General features: G+C 69.5%; 14 protein-coding genes and 1 pseudogene. 12 read left to right on the top strand and 3 right to left on the bottom strand.

Annotated features, from left to right (window positions below; genetic code table 11):
• From secF to relA, 3 genes are all read left to right on the top strand, one after another.
• Nucleotides 1–1,116 carry a protein translocase subunit SecF gene (secF, locus tag CP976_RS08495; protein ID WP_150479790.1) on the top strand — a complete coding sequence of 372 codons (1,116 nt, stop codon included), beginning with the start codon at nucleotides 1–3 and terminating at the stop codon, nucleotides 1,114–1,116.
• Complete coding sequence (locus tag CP976_RS08490; RefSeq protein ID WP_150479789.1) at nucleotides 1,113–1,652, top strand: adenine phosphoribosyltransferase; 540 nt, start codon at nucleotides 1,113–1,115, stop codon at nucleotides 1,650–1,652. Before secF ends, CP976_RS08490 begins: the two co-directional genes overlap by 4 nt.
• A gap of 194 nt (nucleotides 1,653–1,846) precedes the next feature.
• Nucleotides 1,847–4,372: a GTP pyrophosphokinase gene (relA, locus tag CP976_RS08480; protein WP_150479788.1), complete on the top strand. Its 2,526-nt coding sequence runs from the start codon at nucleotides 1,847–1,849 to the stop codon at nucleotides 4,370–4,372.
• Nucleotides 4,373–4,459: 87 nt separating this feature from the next.
• Here the strand turns inward: relA and CP976_RS08475 are convergent, their stop codons facing one another.
• Together CP976_RS08475 and CP976_RS08470 are read right to left on the bottom strand one after the other, a co-directional pair.
• Complete coding sequence (locus tag CP976_RS08475) at nucleotides 4,460–5,689, bottom strand: DUF349 domain-containing protein (protein WP_150479787.1); 1,230 nt, start codon at nucleotides 5,687–5,689, stop codon at nucleotides 4,460–4,462.
• A gap of 135 nt (nucleotides 5,690–5,824) precedes the next feature.
• Entirely contained in the window at nucleotides 5,825–6,670 is an 846-nt protein-coding gene (locus CP976_RS08470; protein WP_150479786.1) for a peptidylprolyl isomerase, read from the bottom strand.
• A gap of 167 nt (nucleotides 6,671–6,837) precedes the next feature.
• Between CP976_RS08470 and CP976_RS08465 the strand changes: the two genes are divergently transcribed.
• Entirely contained in the window at nucleotides 6,838–7,545 is a 708-nt protein-coding gene (locus tag CP976_RS08465) for an MBL fold metallo-hydrolase (protein ID WP_150479785.1), read from the top strand.
• Nucleotides 7,546–7,556: 11 nt separating this feature from the next.
• Nucleotides 7,557–8,819 (top strand): histidine--tRNA ligase, encoded by a 1,263-nt coding sequence (hisS, locus tag CP976_RS08460; protein WP_150479784.1) that lies wholly within the window; start codon nucleotides 7,557–7,559, stop codon nucleotides 8,817–8,819.
• Between the two features lie 124 nt (nucleotides 8,820–8,943).
• Here the strand turns inward: hisS and CP976_RS08455 are convergent.
• Nucleotides 8,944–9,592, bottom strand: a pseudogene (locus CP976_RS08455) (ABC transporter ATP-binding protein); the annotation flags it as partial.
• A 142-nt stretch (nucleotides 9,593–9,734) separates the two neighbouring features.
• On the opposite strand from CP976_RS08455, the gene CP976_RS08450 reads away from it, so the two are divergent.
• The 7 genes from CP976_RS08450 to ruvX all read left to right on the top strand — a co-directional run bounded on the left by CP976_RS08450 (nucleotide 9,735) and on the right by ruvX (nucleotide 16,871).
• Nucleotides 9,735–10,391 carry a vitamin K epoxide reductase family protein gene (locus CP976_RS08450; RefSeq protein ID WP_150479783.1) on the top strand — a complete coding sequence of 219 codons (657 nt, stop codon included), beginning with the start codon at nucleotides 9,735–9,737 and terminating at the stop codon, nucleotides 10,389–10,391.
• Nucleotides 10,392–10,447: 56 nt separating this feature from the next.
• Complete coding sequence (locus CP976_RS08445; RefSeq protein WP_150479782.1) at nucleotides 10,448–11,800, top strand: replication-associated recombination protein A; 1,353 nt, start codon at nucleotides 10,448–10,450, stop codon at nucleotides 11,798–11,800.
• 304 nt (nucleotides 11,801–12,104) lie between these two features.
• Entirely contained in the window at nucleotides 12,105–12,719 is a 615-nt protein-coding gene (rpsD, locus tag CP976_RS08440; protein WP_062925769.1) for a 30S ribosomal protein S4, read from the top strand.
• A gap of 178 nt (nucleotides 12,720–12,897) precedes the next feature.
• Nucleotides 12,898–13,338 carry a DUF948 domain-containing protein gene (locus CP976_RS08435; RefSeq protein WP_086855479.1) on the top strand — a complete coding sequence of 147 codons (441 nt, stop codon included), beginning with the start codon at nucleotides 12,898–12,900 and terminating at the stop codon, nucleotides 13,336–13,338.
• Between the two features lie 8 nt (nucleotides 13,339–13,346).
• Nucleotides 13,347–13,718 (top strand): hypothetical protein, encoded by a 372-nt coding sequence (locus CP976_RS08430; protein WP_150479781.1) that lies wholly within the window; start codon nucleotides 13,347–13,349, stop codon nucleotides 13,716–13,718.
• The gene (alaS, locus tag CP976_RS08425; RefSeq protein WP_150479780.1) at nucleotides 13,718–16,390 is read left to right on the top strand and encodes an alanine--tRNA ligase; all 2,673 of its coding nucleotides are present in this window, start codon (nucleotides 13,718–13,720) and stop codon (nucleotides 16,388–16,390) included. Before CP976_RS08430 ends, alaS begins: the two co-directional genes overlap by 1 nt.
• A 16-nt stretch (nucleotides 16,391–16,406) precedes the next feature.
• Entirely contained in the window at nucleotides 16,407–16,871 is a 465-nt protein-coding gene (ruvX, locus tag CP976_RS08420) for a Holliday junction resolvase RuvX (RefSeq protein ID WP_086601147.1), read from the top strand.
• Nucleotides 16,872–16,877 lie beyond the last annotated feature (6 nt).

The raw sequence follows: 16,877 nt of genomic DNA, 5'->3' as shown, positions 1-16,877 counted from the left end.
ATGTCGAAACTCGGCAACCTCGGCGCCCGGCTGCACCGTGGCGAGGTCGGCTACGACTTCGTCAAGAACCGCAAGATCTGGTACGGCCTGTCCATCCTGATCACCATCACGGCCATCGTCGGCCTGGCGGTCCGCGGCCTGAACATGGGCATCGAGTTCGAGGGCGGCGCCGTCTTCAACACCCCGAAGAACACCAGCGCTTCGGTGTCCCAGGCGGAGGAGTACGCGGAACAGGCCTCCGGCCACGACGCGATCGTCCAGAAGCTGGGTGACGGCAGCCTGCGCATCCAGGTCGCCGGCATCGACACCGACGCGGCGAACACGATCAAGAACACGCTCGCCGACGACCTCAAGGTCGACTCGGAGCAGATCAACGCCGAACTGGTCGGCCCCAGCTGGGGCGAGCAGATCGCGAACAAGGCCTGGCAGGGCCTCGGCATCTTCCTGGTCCTCGTGGTGATCTACCTAGCGATCGCCTTCGAGTGGCGCATGGCGCTCGCCGCGTTCGTCGCACTGATCCACGACATCACCATCACGGTCGGCATCTACGCCCTCGTCGGCTTCGAGGTCACACCGGGCACGGTGATCGGTCTGCTGACCATCCTCGGCTACTCGCTCTACGACACGGTCGTGGTCTTCGACAGCCTCAAGGAACAGACGAAGGACATCACCAAACAGACCCGCTGGACCTACAGCGACGTCGCCAACCGCTCGATCAACAGCACTCTGGTCCGCTCCGTGAACACCACGGTGGTCGCGCTGCTGCCGGTGGCGGGCCTGCTGTTCATCGGTGGCGGTGTCCTCGGCGCCGGCATGCTGAACGACATCTCGCTGTCGCTGTTCGTCGGTCTGGCCGCCGGTGCGTACTCCTCGATCTTCATCGCCACGCCGCTCGTCGCCGACCTCAAGGAGCGCGAGCCGCAGCTGAAGGCCCTGCGGAAGCGCGTCCTGGCCAAGCGGGCCCAGTCCGCCGCCAAGGGCGACACCGAGGTCCACGGTGAGGACGAGTCCTACGACGGTGAGCCCGAGGACGCCGCACCCGCGGTCGTCGGCCCGCGCAACCAGCCCGCGTCCCGCACTCGCGGCCGTGGCCGTCCCTCGGGGAAGCGCCGGTGACCGACATCAGGGAGCTGCTGCTCAGCCGCATCAGGGACGTGGCGGACTACCCGGAGCCGGGCGTGATGTTCAAGGACATCACCCCGCTCCTGGCGGACCCGGCGGCGTTCACCGCGCTCACCGACGCCCTCGCCGAGATCGCCGAGCGCACCGGCGCCACCAAGATCGTCGGCCTGGAGGCCCGGGGCTTCATCCTCGGCGCCCCGGTCGCCGTGCGCGCCGGCCTCGGTTTCATCCCCGTACGCAAGGCGGGCAAGCTCCCCGGAGCCACCCTCGCCCAGGCCTACGACCTGGAGTACGGCTCGGCGGAGATCGAGGTGCACGCCGAGGACCTGTCCGCCGACGACCGCGTCCTGGTCGTCGACGACGTCCTCGCCACCGGCGGCACCGCCGAGGCATCGGTCCAGCTCATCCGCCGGGCCGGCGCCGAGGTCGCGGGTCTCGCCGTCCTCATGGAGCTGGGCTTCCTGAGCGGCCGAGCCCGCCTGGAACCGGCTCTGAACGGTGCCCCGCTGGAGGCGCTGCTCACGGTCTAGAAAGCGCGCGGCAGCCCGGTGAACACCGGCACGGCACCGCGGAGGCGGGCCCGGAGAAATCCGGCGCCCGCCTCTCGCGTTTCTCGGGTAGACGGTCCTCACATTGGCCTGAAGGCGATCCTGGGGTCCAGGATGGCTACCATGGGGTCTCCGGAGCCTGACCGGGGGACCCGGATCGCGCACGAGGAGCCCTCTTGCCAGACGAGGCCCAGCACCTGACCGCCGCCAAGCCCGAGTCCGCCTCGGCAGCCGCGGCGAAGCCCGCGCCGAACGCGCCCCACGCGAAGAACGACACCCGCGGGCCGGTCGAGCGTGCCCAGTCGGCGCCGGTCGACAAGCCGGCCGAGCAGTCGCGGCCCAAGCCCGTCCCGCCCCCGCCCGCCGTGCGCCAGTCCGGCAACCAGTCCGCCCGCACCGGCTCCTCCAACCGCGTCCGCGCCCGTCTGGCCCGGCTCGGCGTGCAGCGCGCGAACCCGTACAACCCGGTGCTCGAGCCGCTGCTGCGGATAGTGCGCAGCAACGACCCGAAGATCGAGACGGCGACGCTCCGCCAGATCGAGCGCGCCTACCAGGTCGCCGAGCGCTGGCACCGCGGCCAGAAGCGCAAGAGCGGCGACCCGTACATCACGCACCCCCTCGCCGTGACGACCATCCTCGCCGAGCTGGGCATGGATCCGGCCACGCTGATGGCCGGCCTGCTGCACGACACGGTCGAGGACACCGAGTACGGCCTGGAGGACCTGCGCCGCGACTTCGGCGACGTGGTCGCCCTGCTCGTCGACGGCGTCACCAAGCTGGACAAGGTCAAGTTCGGCGAGGCCGCGCAGGCCGAGACCGTGCGCAAGATGGTCGTCGCCATGGCCAAGGACCCGCGCGTCCTGGTCATCAAGCTCGCCGACCGCCTGCACAACATGCGCACCATGCGCTACCTCAAGCGTGAGAAGCAGGAGAAGAAGGCGCGCGAGACCCTCGAGATCTACGCGCCGCTCGCCCACCGCCTGGGCATGAACACCATCAAGTGGGAGCTGGAGGACCTCGCCTTCGCGATCCTCTACCCCAAGATGTACGACGAGATCGTCCGCCTGGTCGCCGAGCGTGCCCCGAAGCGCGACGAATACCTCGCCATCGTCACCGACGAGGTCCAGCAGGACCTGCGGGCGGCCCGCATCAAGGCGACCGTCACCGGCCGCCCGAAGCACTACTACAGCGTCTACCAGAAGATGATCGTCCGCGGCCGTGACTTCGCGGAGATCTACGACCTGGTGGGCATCCGCGTCCTCGTGGACACCGTCCGCGACTGCTACGCGGCCCTCGGCACGGTGCACGCGCGATGGAACCCGGTCCCCGGCCGGTTCAAGGACTACATCGCGATGCCCAAGTTCAACATGTACCAGTCGCTGCACACGACGGTCATCGGCCCCGGCGGCAAGCCGGTCGAGCTCCAGATCCGCACCTTCGACATGCACCGCCGCGCCGAGTACGGCATCGCCGCGCACTGGAAGTACAAGCAGGAGGCCGTCGCCGGCGCCTCCAAGGTGCGCACCGACGCCCCCAAGTCGTCCGGCAAGAGCAAGGACGACCATCTCAACGACATGGCGTGGCTGCGGCAGCTCCTCGACTGGCAGAAGGAGACCGAGGACCCCGGCGAGTTCCTGGAGTCCCTGCGCTTCGACCTGTCCCGCAACGAGGTCTTCGTCTTCACCCCCAAGGGCGACGTCATAGCGCTCCCCGCCGGTGCCACCCCCGTGGACTTCGCCTACGCGGTGCACACCGAGGTCGGTCACCGCACCATAGGCGCCCGCGTCAACGGCCGGCTGGTCCCGCTGGAGTCCACCCTCGACAACGGCGACCTGGTGGAGGTCTTCACCTCCAAGGCGGCCGGCGCCGGCCCCTCCCGCGACTGGCTCGGCTTCGTCAAGTCGCCGCGAGCCCGCAACAAGATCCGGGCCTGGTTCTCCAAGGAACGCCGCGACGAGGCGATCGAGCAGGGCAAGGACTCCATCGTCCGCGCCATGCGCAAGCAGAACCTGCCGATCCAGCGCATCCTGACCGGCGACTCCCTGGTGACCCTCGCGCACGAGATGCGCTACGCGGACATCTCCGCGCTGTACGCGGCGATCGGCGAGGGCCATGTCTCCGCGCAGAACATCGTGCAGAAACTCGTCCAGGCCCTCGGCGGCGAGGAGGCCGCCACCGAGGAGATCGACGAGTCGGTTCCGCCGGCCCGCGGCCGCAGCCGCAAACGCCGCTCCAGCGCCGACCCGGGTGTCGTCGTGAAGGGCGTCGAGGACGTGTGGGTCAAGCTGGCCCGCTGTTGTACGCCCGTGCCCGGCGACCCGATCATCGGCTTCGTCACCCGCGGTAGTGGCGTATCGGTTCACCGCAGCGACTGCGTGAACGTGGACTCACTCTCCCGTGAGCCCGAGCGCATCCTGGAAGTCGAGTGGGCGCCCACCCAGTCGTCGGTCTTCCTGGTCGCCATCCAGGTCGAGGCCCTGGACCGCTCCCGGCTCCTCTCGGACGTCACCCGCGTGCTGTCCGACCAGCACGTCAACATCCTCTCCGCGGCCGTCCAGACCTCCCGCGACCGCGTCGCCACCTCCCGCTTCACCTTCGAGATGGGCGACCCGAAGCATCTCGGCCACGTTCTGAAGGCGGTCCGGGGAGTGGAGGGCGTCTACGACGTCTACCGCGTGACGTCGGCGCGCAACAGGTCGTGACAGGCCGTGCCAGGTCGCCGCAGTCGTAGCGACCACGCGAAAGGGGGCCCCGTACAGCGCGTACGGGGCCCCCTTTCGTCCGGCTGATCAGCCTCCGAACTCCTGGAGGCCCTTCAGCGCCTGGTCCAGCAGCGCCTGGCGGCCCTCGAGCTCACGCTCGAGCTTGTCGGCCTTGGCGTTGTTGCCCTGCGCCCGGGCCTGCTCGATCTGGCCCCTCAGCTTGTCCACGGCGGCCTGGAGCTGACCGGTCAGACCCTCGGCACGCGCGCGTGCCTCCGGGTTCGTCCGGCGCCACTCGGTCTCCTCCGCCTCCTGGAGGGCCCGCTCGACCGCGTGCATACGACCCTCGACCTTGGGCCGGGCGTCGCGCGGCACATGACCGATGGCCTCCCAGCGCTCGTTGATCGTACGGAACGCGGCGCGGGACGCCTTCAGGTCCGTGATCGGCAGGAGCTTCTCGGCCTCCTCGGCCAGCTCCTCCTTGAGCTTCAGGTTCTCCGCCTGCTCGGCGTCCCGCTCGGCGAAGACCGAGCTGCGCGCGGCGAAGAAGACGTCCTGGGCGCCGCGGAAGCGGTTCCACAGGTCGTCCTCGTGCTCACGCTGGGCGCGGCCGGCGGCCTTCCACTCGGCCATCAGCTCGCGGTAGCGCGCGGCCGTCACACCCCAGTCCGTCGAGTTCGACAGCGCCTCGGCCTCGGCGACCAGCCGCTCCTTGGTCCGCCGCGCCTCCTCGCGCTGCGCGTCCAGCTGCGCGAAGTGCTGCTTGCGCCGCTTGGAGAACGCCGACCGCGCGTGCGAGAACCGGTGCCACAGCTCGTCGTCGGACTTGCGGTCCAGCCGCGGCAGCCCCTTCCAGGTGTCCACCAGGGCCCGCAGCCGCTCACCGGCCGCCCGCCACTGGTCGGACTGCGACAGCTCCTCGGCCTCGGCGACCAGCGCCTCCTTGGCCTTGCGCGCCTCGTCGGACTGCTTCGCCCGCTGCGCCTTGCGCTCCTCGCGGCGCGTCTCCACCAACTCGGTCAGCTTGTCCAGCCGGACGCGCAGGGCGTCCAGGTCGCCCACCGCGTGGTGCGCGTCGACCTGTTCCCGGATGTGGTCGATGGCGGCCTGGGCGTCCTTCGCCGACAGGTCGGTGGTCTTCACTCGCTTCTCGAGGAGGCCGATCTCGACAACCAGGCCCTCGTACTTGCGCTCGAAATAGGCCAGCGCCTCCTCGGGGGAGCCCGCCTGCCAGGAACCGACGACCTGCTCGCCGTCGGCCGTACGCACGTACACGGTCCCCGTCTCGTCGACGCGGCCCCACGGGTCGCTGCTCACAGCGCCTCCTCCACATGATGCCTGCGAGGGGCCTCAGCACCCCCGGGCATCGTCCACAGTTTCGTCACGGCCAACATAGGCGACCGGCGGGGGGCGTGTCCGCATCCCGCGCGACCGAAATTACGCAGTTGAGGGTCAGGATTTGGTGACCGTGGCCTTGTTGATCACGACCGTCGCGTTGGGCGCCGTGTTGCCCGTCTGAGGGTCGGGAGCCTGGGCTCCGGCGTCGGCGATTTTCTTGAGGACCTTCATGCCCGCCTCGGACACCGTTCCGAACGGTGTGTAGTCGGGCGGCAGCTGACTGTCCTGGTAGACGAGGAAGAACTGGCTGCCGCCGCTGTTGCGGCCCTGCTTCGTCTGGGCGCTGTACTGGTTCGCCATCGCGACCGTGCCCGCCGGGTACACCCCGCCCTTGAGGCTCTTGTCCTTCAGATTCTCGTCCGGGATCGTGTAGCCGGGGCCGCCCATGCCGGTGCCCTGCGGGTCGCCGCACTGCAGGACGTAGATGTTCTGGTTGGTGAGCCGGTGGCACTTGCTGTGGTCCAAGTAGCCCTTGCCCAGAAGGAAGTTGAACGAGTTGACGGTGTGGGGCGCCGCCGACGCCTTCAGCGCGATGTCTATCTCGCCGCAGGTCGTGTCCAGCTTCATCGTGTACTTCGCCGACTCGTCGATGGTCATCGCCGGTTCCTTCTTCCAGGTCTCCGACTTGACCTTGCCCGCGGCGGGCTTCTCACACGGGTCCGGGGCCTTGCTGGGCGAGGCGCTCGGAGTGGCCTCCGCGTTTGCGTTCTCCGTCTTGCCGTCGTCCTCGAACGGCTTGGTCAACACGGCCGCCACCACGAGCACGGCCGTCACGCCGAGAACCGAGGCGATCACGGAGTTGCGGATACGGGCCTTGCGTCGCGCCTCAGTGCGTCGCTGCTGCTGCCGCAAGTACTTCTCACGGGCGAGCTGACGCCGCCGCTGTTCCTGGCTGGACACCGGGTTCTCTCCTCATGCGTCTGAAACGTCGACCGGTACGCGTGGGGCCTGTGCGCCGACCGCCTGCGTGTGCCCCGTACCGTATATGGGTTCGCTGAGGAATCGGCAGCGCCGGTAGGCTCTGACAGCAGCCGCAGCCGCCCGTATCGACACAACGAAGGACGATCGTGCTCATTGCCGGGTTCCCCGCCGGGGCCTGGGGGACGAACTGCTACCTCGTCGCCCCCGCCGCCGGTGAGGAGTGCGTGATCATCGACCCCGGCCACCAGGCCGCCGACGGCGTCGAGGAAACGATCAGAAAGCATCGCCTCAAGCCCGTCGCGGTCGTCCTCACCCATGGTCACATCGACCACGTGGCCTCGGTCGTCCCGGTGTGCGGCGCGCACGACGTGCCGGCCTGGATCCACCCCGACGACCGGTACATGATGAGCGACCCGGAGAAGGGAATCGGCCGTTCCATCGGGATGCCGCTGCTGGGCGAGCTGACCGTGGGGGAGCCCGACGACGTCAAGGAGCTGGCCGACGGTGCGAAGCTGGAGCTGGCGGGCCTGGAGCTGTCCGTGGCGCACGCGCCCGGCCATACCAAGGGGTCGGTGACCTTCGGCATGCCCGAGGCGGCGGACATCCCGCCGATCCTGTTCTCGGGCGACCTGCTGTTCGCCGGCTCCATCGGACGCACCGACCTGCCCGGCGGTGACATGGCCGAGATGCTCGACTCGCTGGCCCGCGTGTGCCTGCCGCTCGACGACTCGACCGTGGTGCTGTCCGGCCACGGCCCCCAGACGACCATCGGCCAGGAGCGCGCCACCAACCCGTATCTGCGGCAGGTGGCGGGCGGCCAGGGAGCATCTCCGGCTCCCCGACGAGGAATGTGACGAGACCTTCCGTGAGCACCTTCAAGGCCCCCAAGGGCACGTACGACCTGATCCCCCCGGACTCCGCGACGTTCCTGGCGGTCCGCGAGGCGATCGCCGCGCCGCTGCGCAACTCCGGCTACGGCTACATCGAGACACCGGGCTTCGAGAACGTCGAACTCTTCGCACGCGGCGTCGGCGAGTCGACGGACATCGTGACGAAGGAGATGTACGCCTTCGAGACGAAGGGCGGCGACAGGCTGGCCCTGCGCCCCGAAGGCACGGCCTCCGTCCTCCGTGCCGCGCTGGAGGCCAACCTGCACAAGGCGGGCAACCTCCCGGTCAAGCTCTGGTACTCCGGCTCGTACTACCGCTACGAGCGCCCCCAGAAGGGCCGCTACCGCCACTTCTCCCAGGTCGGTGCCGAGGCGATCGGTGCCGAGGACCCGGCGCTGGACGCCGAGCTGATCATCCTGGCCGACCAGGCGTACCGCTCGCTGGGCCTCAGCAACTTCCGGATCCTGCTCAACAGCCTGGGCGACAAGGAGTGCCGCCCCGTGTACCGGACGGCGCTCCAGGACTTCCTGCGCGGCCTGGACCTGGACGAGGACACCCTGCGCCGGGCGGAGATCAACCCGCTGCGCGTCCTGGACGACAAGCGTGAGTCGGTCCAGAAGCAGCTCGGTGAGGCCCCGCTGCTGCGCGACTACCTCTGCGACGCCTGCAAGGCGTACCACGAGGAGGTCCGCGAGCTGATCACGGCGGCCGGCGTCGCCTTCGAGGACGACCCGAAGCTGGTCCGCGGCCTGGACTACTACACCCGCACGACGTTCGAGTTCGTCCACGACGGCCTGGGCTCCCAGTCCGCCGTCGGAGGCGGCGGGCGCTACGACGGCCTGTCCGAGATGATCGGCGGCCCCGCGCTGCCGTCCGTCGGCTGGGCCCTCGGCGTCGACCGCACGGTCCTCGCGCTGGAGGCCGAGGGCGTCGAGCTCGAACTCCCCGCCACCACCAGCGTGTTCGCCGTCCCGCTCGGCGAGGAGGCCCGCCGGGTCCTGTTCGCCAAGGTCACGGAGCTGCGCAAGAACGGCATCGCGGCCGACTTCGCCTACGGCGGCAAGGGCCTCAAGGGCGCGATGAAGAACGCCAACCGCAGCGGCGCCCGCTACACGATCGTCGCCGGTGAACGCGACCTCGCCGAGGGCGTCGTCCAGCTCAAGGACATGGAGTCGGGCGAGCAGACGGCGGTCGGAGTGAACGAGATCGTGGCGGAGCTGGAGGCCCGGCTCGGCTAGCAGCAGGCCCACGGCGAAGGCGCCGGACACCCACCGAGGTGCCCGGCGCCTTCGTCACTGCTCCAGGTCACTGCTCCAGCAGCCCGTACCGCATTCGCCGCCGTCCGGTCGTCCACCCCCATCGTGCAGCCCTCGGCGACGACCCGGCCCTTCGCGACGACGGCCGGCCGGTGCGCGCGGGCCTCCGCCTCATCAGCAGGATGGTCGTGCCCTCGTCGGCCAGGGCGCGGATCAGCGACCAGAACTGCCGCCGGGCCGCCGGATCGAACCCGGTCGTCGGCTCGTCCAGAAGCAGCAGGCCCGGACCGCCGATCACGCCGAGCGCCACGTCCAGGCGCCGCCGCTGCCCGCCCGACAGCGCCTTGATCCGGCTGTCCGCCTTCGCCTCCAGACCGACCAGGCCGATGACCTCCTCCGGGTTCCGCGGCCGTGGGTAGTAGCCGGCGAAGTGCCGCACGGTCTCCCGGACCGTCAACTCCGCGGGCGCCGATTCGTCCTGCCAGACGATTCCGACACGCGAGCGCCACGCGGGCGTGCCGGCCGCCGGGTCCGACCCGAGCACGGACACCTCTCCCGCGTCCCGGTCCCGATTGCCCTGGAGGATCTCCACCGTGGTGCTCTTGCCCGCGCCCTTGGGTCCGAGCAGGCCGAACACCTCGCCTCGCCGGATCCCCAGATCGATTCCGTCGACGGCGGTCACGTCCCCGTACGTCCCCGTACCGCTTGCGCAGCCCCCGCACCTCGACGGCGAGGTCGTACCCGTGTGCTGTCATGCGACGAGCGTCGGCCGGAACGCAACCCTCAGGGACGACCTTGTGGACACGCTTATGTCCACTGAACGGTGGACACAGGCCCTCGTGCGGCAGAATGGCCCTGACCGAAGCAGTCCGGGTCTCAAGTGACGGAATCGGCGGGATGAGCAAGACGACAGTCAAGGACGTCTCCACGGAGCCCGAACCGGAGCGCGCCGAGGTCGCGCACCGCAGCGAGGGCGGCAGCCGGGCCCTCGCCCTGCTGCTGGTGATCACCGGCGCGGCCGGACTGCTCGCCGCGTGGGTCATCACGATCGACAAGTTCAAGATCCTGGAAGCCAAGGTCGAGGGCACGACGTTCACCCCCGGGTGCAGCTTCAACCCCGTCGTCTCCTGCGGCAGCGTCATGGAGAGCAAGCAGGCGGCCGTCTTCGGTTTCCCGAACCCGATGCTCGGCCTCGTCACTTACGGCATCGTCATCGGCGTCGGCGTGAGCCTGCTCGCCGGTGCCCGCTTCCCGCGCTGGTACTGGCTCACCTTCAACGCCGGCTGCCTGTTCGGCGTCGGCTTCTGCGCCTGGCTGATGTTCCAGTCCCTGTACCGGATCAACGCGCTGTGCCTGTGGTGCTGCCTGGCCTGGGTCGCGACGATCCTCATGTTCTGGTACGTGACGTCGTTCAACATCCGCAAGGGCTTCCTGCCCGCCCCGGCCTGGCTCAAGGGCTTCTTCGGCGAGTTCACCTGGGTCATGCCCGTGCTGCACATCGGCATCATCGGCATGCTGATCCTGACCCGCTGGTGGGACTTCTGGATGAGCTGAGCCGGGAGCACCAGGGCCCGGAGAGATTGTCAGTGCCGTGATTTAGGGTTTCTGACGTGGAGCCCGACCTGTTCACCGCCGCAGCAGAAGAACGCCAGGAGAAGGAGCCGTCCAGCAGCCCCCTGGCGGTGCGGATGCGTCCGCGCACCCTCGACGAGGTCGTGGGCCAGCAGCATCTGCTGAAGCCGGGCTCGCCCCTGCGCAGACTGGTCGGCGAGGCCTCCGGTCCGGCCGGTCCCTCCTCGGTGATCCTCTGGGGCCCGCCCGGCACCGGCAAGACCACCCTGGCGTACGTCGTCTCCAAGGCCACCAACGCCCGCTTCGTCGAACTGTCGGCGATCACCGCGGGCGTCAAGGAAGTCCGCTCGGTCATCGACGGCGCCCGCCGCGCCTCCGGCGGATACGGCAAGGACACCGTCCTCTTCCTCGACGAGATCCACCGCTTCAGCAAGGCCCAGCAGGACTCCCTCCTCCCGGCCGTCGAGAACCGCTGGGTGACACTGATCGCGGCGACGACGGAGAACCCGTACTTCTCGGTGATCTCGCCCCTGCTGTCCCGCTCCCTGCTGCTCACCCTCGAACCGCTCACGGACGACGACATCAAGGACCTCGTCCAGCGGGCCCTGACCGACGAGCGCGGCCTCAAGGGGGCCGTCACCCTCCCCGAGGAGACCGAGAGCCACCTCCTGCGCATCGCCGGCGGCGACGCCCGCCGCGCCCTGACCGCCCTGGAGGCGGCCGCCGGAGCCGCTCTCGACAAGGGTGAGGGCGAGATCGGCCTGACCACCCTGGAGGAGACGGTCGACCGGGCCGCCGTGAAGTACGACCGCGACGGCGACCAGCACTACGACGTGGCCAGCGCCCTGATCAAGTCCATCCGCGGCTCCGACGTCGACGCCGCCCTGCACTACCTGGCCCGGATGATCGAGGCCGGCGAGGACCCCCGTTTCATCGCCCGCCGCCTGATGATCTCCGCCAGCGAGGACATCGGCCTCGCCGACCCGAACGCGCTGCCGATCGCGGTCGCCGCCGCCCAGGCCGTCGCCATGATCGGCTTCCCGGAGGCCGCTCTCACCCTCAGCCACGCCACCATCGCCCTCGCCCTGGCCCCGAAGTCCAACGCCGCGACCACCGCGATCGGCGCCGCGCTGGAGGACGTACGCAAGGGACTGGCCGGCCCCGTCCCTGCGCACCTGCGCGACAGCCACTACAAGGGCGCCACCAAGCTCGGCCACGGCCAGGGCTACGTCTACCCGCACGACCTGCCCGAGGGCATCGCCGCCCAGCAGTACGCCCCGGACGCGCTCAAGGACCGCGAGTACTACGAGCCGACCCGGCATGGCGCGGAGGCCCGCTACGCGGACGCGGTCGAGTGGACCCGGAAGAACCTCGGTCGAAAGCGGTCCTGAGCACCCTGTAAACTCGGTCGGAGTGCCGCGTCCCGTGCAGTCAGAACGGGACAGTCGGCCGGAGTCCGGTCCTCCCGGGGATCGGCTCCAGGAGCGTCGCGCACCGTCGAAGGTGTCGCGGGCAGCCCACCACCCCTCGTCCTGCGGACGAGACCGGTCGGTGGGCCACTCGCGTGCTGCACGTATGTGCCCAGACCAGGGGAGCGGCTGCCCACCGAGGTCCACCAGGACCGAGGCGGGTTTCCCCGGCTGCGGATGCGACCTCCCACAACCCTGACAAGCCGACACTAGGAAACGAGAAACAGTGGCGAACCAGTCCCGCCCCAAGGTCAAGAAGTCGCGTGCCCTCGGCATCGCGCTCACCCCGAAGGCCGTCAAGTACTTCGAGGCCCGTCCCTACCCGCCCGGTGAGCACGGCCGTGGCCGCAAGCAGAACTCGGACTACAAGGTCCGTCTGCTCGAGAAGCAGCGCCTGCGCGCGCAGTACGACGTGTCCGAGCGCCAGCTCGTCCGCGCCTACGAGCGTGCCTCCAAGGTCCAGGGCAAGACCGGTGAGGCCCTGATCATCGAGCTGGAGCGCCGTCTCGACGCCCTGGTCCTGCGTTCGGGCATCGCCCGCACGATCTACCAGGCCCGCCAGATGGTCGTCCACGGCCACATCGCGGTCAACGGCAAGAAGGTCGACAAGCCCTCCTTCCGTGTCCGTCCGGACGACGTCGTGCAGGTCCGTGAGCGCTCCAAGGAGAAGACCCTCTTCACGATCGCTCGTGAGGGTGGCTTCGCCCCCGACGGTGAGATCCCGCGCTACCTCCAGGTGAACCTCAAGTCCCTGGCGTTCCGCCTGGACCGCGAGCCGAACCGCAAGGAGATCCCGGTGATCTGCGACGAGCAGCTCGTCGTCGAGTACTACGCCCGCTGATCCCCGGCAGGCACGCGGTACTTCAGCCCGTCGTCTCCCCGCCCCTCCGGGCGGGCGAGGCGGCGGGCTTTCGCGAATCCGCCGTCGCCCGGCGGTAATCCGGTACGGAGCCGCAGCCCCGGCGCGATAGGCTCGTCGCACGACTTTTTCGATGTTCAGGCACGTTTTCAGGGAGCGGGTGCACACAGTGTCCGGTGGAGAGGTGGCCGGAATCCTGGTGGCTGTCTTCTGGGCGATCCTGGTCTCCTTCCTCGCCGTCGCGCTGGCGAGGCTGGCCCAGACGCTCAGGGCGACCACCAAGCTCGTGGCGGAAGTGACCGATCAGGCCGTCCCGCTGCTGGCCGACGCCTCCGCGGCGGTGCGCTCCGCGCAGACCCAGATCGACCGGGTCGACTCGATCGCCTCCGACGTCCAGGAGGTCACGTCGAACGCCTCCGCGCTGTCGACCACCGTCGCCTCCACCTTCGGCGGCCCCCTGGTCAAGGTCGCCGCCTTCGGCTACGGCGTGCGCCGGGCCCTCGGCGGCCGCAAGGAGGACGTGCCCGGCAAGGCGCCGAGGCGTACCGTGATCGTGGGCCGCACGGTCTCTCGGCGCAGCGCCCGAGGGAAGAGGGACTGAGACCAGCGATGTTCCGCCGTACGTTCTGGTTCACCACCGGCGTCGCCGCCGGAGTGTGGGCCACCACCAAGGTCAACCGGAAGCTGAAGCAGCTGACGCCCGAGAGCCTCGCCAGAGCCGCGGGGAACAAGGCGCTCGAGGCCGGCCACCGGCTCAAGGACCGCGCGGTCGACTTCGCGCTGGACGTCCGCGACAACATGGCCCAGCGGGAGGCCGAACTGGGCGACGCGCTCGGGCTCAACGCCCCCGTCGACCCCGAACTCCCCGCACCCAGGCGGCACGCCGCCATCGAGAACCGCACAGAGCCGAAGACGTACGTCATCGACACCACGTCGTCCACGTACAAGAAGAATTCGTACAACCGGAATGAGGACCACTGATGGAGTCGGCTGAGATTCGCCGCCGCTGGTTGAGCTTCTTCGAGGAGCGCGGTCACACCGTCGTCCCTTCGGCGTCGCTCATCGCGGACGACCCGACTCTGCTCCTCGTCCCGGCCGGCATGGTGCCCTTCAAGCCCTACTTCCTGGGTGAGGTCAAGCCGCCCTTCGCCCGCGCCACGAGCGTGCAGAAGTGCGTGCGCACGCCCGACATCGAAGAAGTCGGCAAGACCACGCGCCACGGCACGTTCTTCCAGATGTGCGGCAACTTCTCCTTCGGCGACTACTTCAAGGAAGGCGCCATCAAGCTCGCCTGGGAGCTGCTCACCAGCCCCCAGGACAAGGGCGGTTACGGCCTCGACCCCGAGCGCCTGTGGATCACCGTCTACAAGGACGACGACGAGGCCGAGCGCATCTGGCACGAGGTCGTCGGCGTGCCGAAGGAGCGCATCCAGCGCCTCGGCATGAAGGACAACTACTGGTCCATGGGCGTCCCCGGCCCCTGCGGACCCTGCTCCGAGATCAACTACGACCGCGGCCCCGAGTTCGGCGCCGAGGGCGGCCCCGCCGTCAACGACGAGCGGTACGTGGAGATCTGGAACCTCGTCTTCATGCAGTACGAGCGGGGCGAGGGCACCGGCAAGGACAACTTCGAGATCCTCGGCGACCTGCCCAGCAAGAACATCGACACCGGCCTCGGCCTCGAGCGCCTCGCCATGATTCTGCAGGGCGTGCAGAACATGTACGAGATCGACACCTCGATGGCCGTCATCGACAAGGCCACCGAACTGACCGGCGTCCGCTACGGCGACGCCCACTCCTCGGACGTGTCCCTGCGCGTGGTCACCGACCACATGCGCACCGCCACCATGCTCATCGGCGACGGCGTCACCCCGGGCAACGAGGGCCGCGGTTACGTGCTGCGCCGCATCATGCGCCGCGCCATCCGCAACATGCGCCTGCTCGGCGCCACCGGCCCGGTCGTCAAGGACCTGATCGAGGTCGTCATCGGCATGATGGGTCAGCAGTACCCCGAGCTCATCACCGACCGCGAGCGGATCGAGAAGGTCGCCCTCGCCGAGGAGAACGCCTTCCTCAAGACGCTGAAGGCCGGCACCAACATCCTCGACACCGCCGTCAGCGACACCAAGGCCGCCGGCTCCACCGTGCTGCCCGGCGACAAGGCCTTCCTGCTCCACGACACCTGGGGCTTCCCGATCGACCTCACCCTGGAGATGGCCGCCGAGCAGGGCCTCTCCGTGGACGAGGAGGGCTTCCGCCGCCTGATGAAGGAGCAGCGGGAGCGCGCCAAGGCCGACGCCCAGTCCAAGAAGACCGGCCACGCCGACCTCGGTGCCTACCGCGAGATCGCCGACCGGGCCGGTGCCACCGACTTCATCGGCTACACCGACACCGAGGGCGAGTCCACGGTCGTCGGCATCCTGGTCGACGGCATCTCCTCCCCGGCCGCCACCGAGGGCGACGAGGTCGAGATCGTCCTCGACCGCACCCCGTTCTACGCCGAGGGCGGCGGCCAGATCGGCGACACCGGCAAGATCAAGACCGACTCCGGTGCCGTCATCGAGGTCCGCGACTGCCAGAAGCCGGTCCCGGGTGTCTACGTGCACAAGGGCGTCGTCCAGGTCGGCGAGGTCACCGTCGGCGCCAAGGCCCACTCCGCCATCGACGACCGCCGCCGCAAGGCCATCGCCCGCGCCCACTCGGCCACGCACCTGACCCACCAGGCCCTGCGCGACGCCCTCGGCCCGACGGCCGCCCAGGCCGGTTCGGAGAACCAGCCCGGTCGCTTCCGCTTCGACTTCGGCTCCCCGTCCGCCGTTCCGACGGCCGTGATGACCGACGTCGAGCAGAAGATCAACGAGGTGCTCGCCCGCGACCTGGACGTCCGCGCCGACGTCATGGGCATCGACGAGGCCAAGAAGCAGGGCGCCATCGCCGAGTTCGGCGAGAAGTACGGCGAGCGCGTGCGCGTCGTGACCATCGGCGACTTCTCCAAGGAACTGTGCGGCGGCACGCACGTGCACAACACCGCCCAGCTCGGTCTGGTGAAGCTGCTCGGCGAATCGTCCATCGGCTCCGGTGTCCGCCGTATCGAGGCCCTGGTCGGTGTCGACGCCTACAACTTCCTCGCCCGGGAGCACACGGTCGTCGCCCAGCTCCAGGAGCTGATCAAGGGCCGCCCGGAGGAGCTCCCGGAGAAGGTCTCCGCCATGCTCGGCAAGCTGAAGGACGCCGAGAAGGAGATCGAGAAGTTCCGCGCCGAGAAGGTCCTCCAGGCCGCCGCCGGTCTCGCCGAGTCCGCCAAGGACGTCCGTGGCGTTGCTGTCGTGACCGGTCAGGTCCCGGACGGCACCACCGCCGACGACCTGCGCAAGCTGGTGCTCGACGTGCGCGGACGCATCCAGGGCGGACGGGCCGCCGTGGTCGCCCTGTTCACGGTGGCGAACGGTAAGCCGCTGACGGTCATCGCCACCAACGAGGCCGCCCGCGAGCGCGGCCTGAAGGCCGGCGACCTCGTCCGTACGGCCGCCAAGACCCTCGGCGGCGGCGGTGGCGGCAAGCCGGACGTCGCCCAGGGCGGCGGCCAGAACCCGGCCGCGATCGGCGACGCCGTGGACGCCGTCGAGCGCCTGGTCGCCGAGACGGCCAAGTAAGAAACGGGTCCGGAAGATGCGCAGAGGACGTCGACTCGCGATCGACGTCGGGGACGCCCGCATCGGGGTCGCCTCGTGCGACCCCGACGGGATCCTCGCCACCCCGGTGGAGACGGTCCCCGGGCGTGACATCCCCGCGGCTCAGCGACGGTTGAAGCAACTCGTCGAGGAGTACGAGCCCATCGAGATCGTGGTCGGTCTCCCGCGCTCCCTCAAGGGCGGCGAGGGCCCGGCCGCGGTCAAGGTCCGCGGCTTCGCCCAGGAACTGGCGCGCATGATCGCCCCGGTTCCGGTGAGACTCCTGGACGAACGCATGACGACGGTGACGGCCAGTCAGGGACTGCGCGCCTCGGGCGTGAAGACCAAGAAGGGGCGATCCGTCATCGACCAGGCGGCAGCGGTGGTCATCCTGCAACAGGCGCTGGAATCCGAACGGGTGTCAGGTAAAGCACCCGGCGAAGGCGTCGAAGTGGTCATCTGATCGCGA

This window comes from Streptomyces coeruleorubidus, assembly GCF_008705135.1.
GTDB classification, from domain to species: domain Bacteria; phylum Actinomycetota; class Actinomycetes; order Streptomycetales; family Streptomycetaceae; genus Streptomyces; species Streptomyces coeruleofuscus.
This window is presented reverse-complemented; position numbering and strand designations above follow the sequence as displayed.

Excerpts from the sequence above, each read along its gene's own strand:
- CP976_RS08430 (WP_150479781.1), top strand. The coding sequence starts at position 13,347 with ATGTTCCGCCGTACGTTCTGGTTCACCACCGGCGTCGCCGCCGGAGTG.
- CP976_RS08450 (WP_150479783.1), top strand. The coding sequence starts at position 9,735 with ATGAGCAAGACGACAGTCAAGGACGTCTCCACGGAGCCCGAACCGGAG.
- alaS (WP_150479780.1), top strand. The coding sequence starts at position 13,718 with ATGGAGTCGGCTGAGATTCGCCGCCGCTGGTTGAGCTTCTTCGAGGAG.
- ruvX (WP_086601147.1), top strand. The coding sequence starts at position 16,407 with ATGCGCAGAGGACGTCGACTCGCGATCGACGTCGGGGACGCCCGCATC.
- secF (WP_150479790.1), top strand. The coding sequence starts at position 1 with ATGTCGAAACTCGGCAACCTCGGCGCCCGGCTGCACCGTGGCGAGGTC.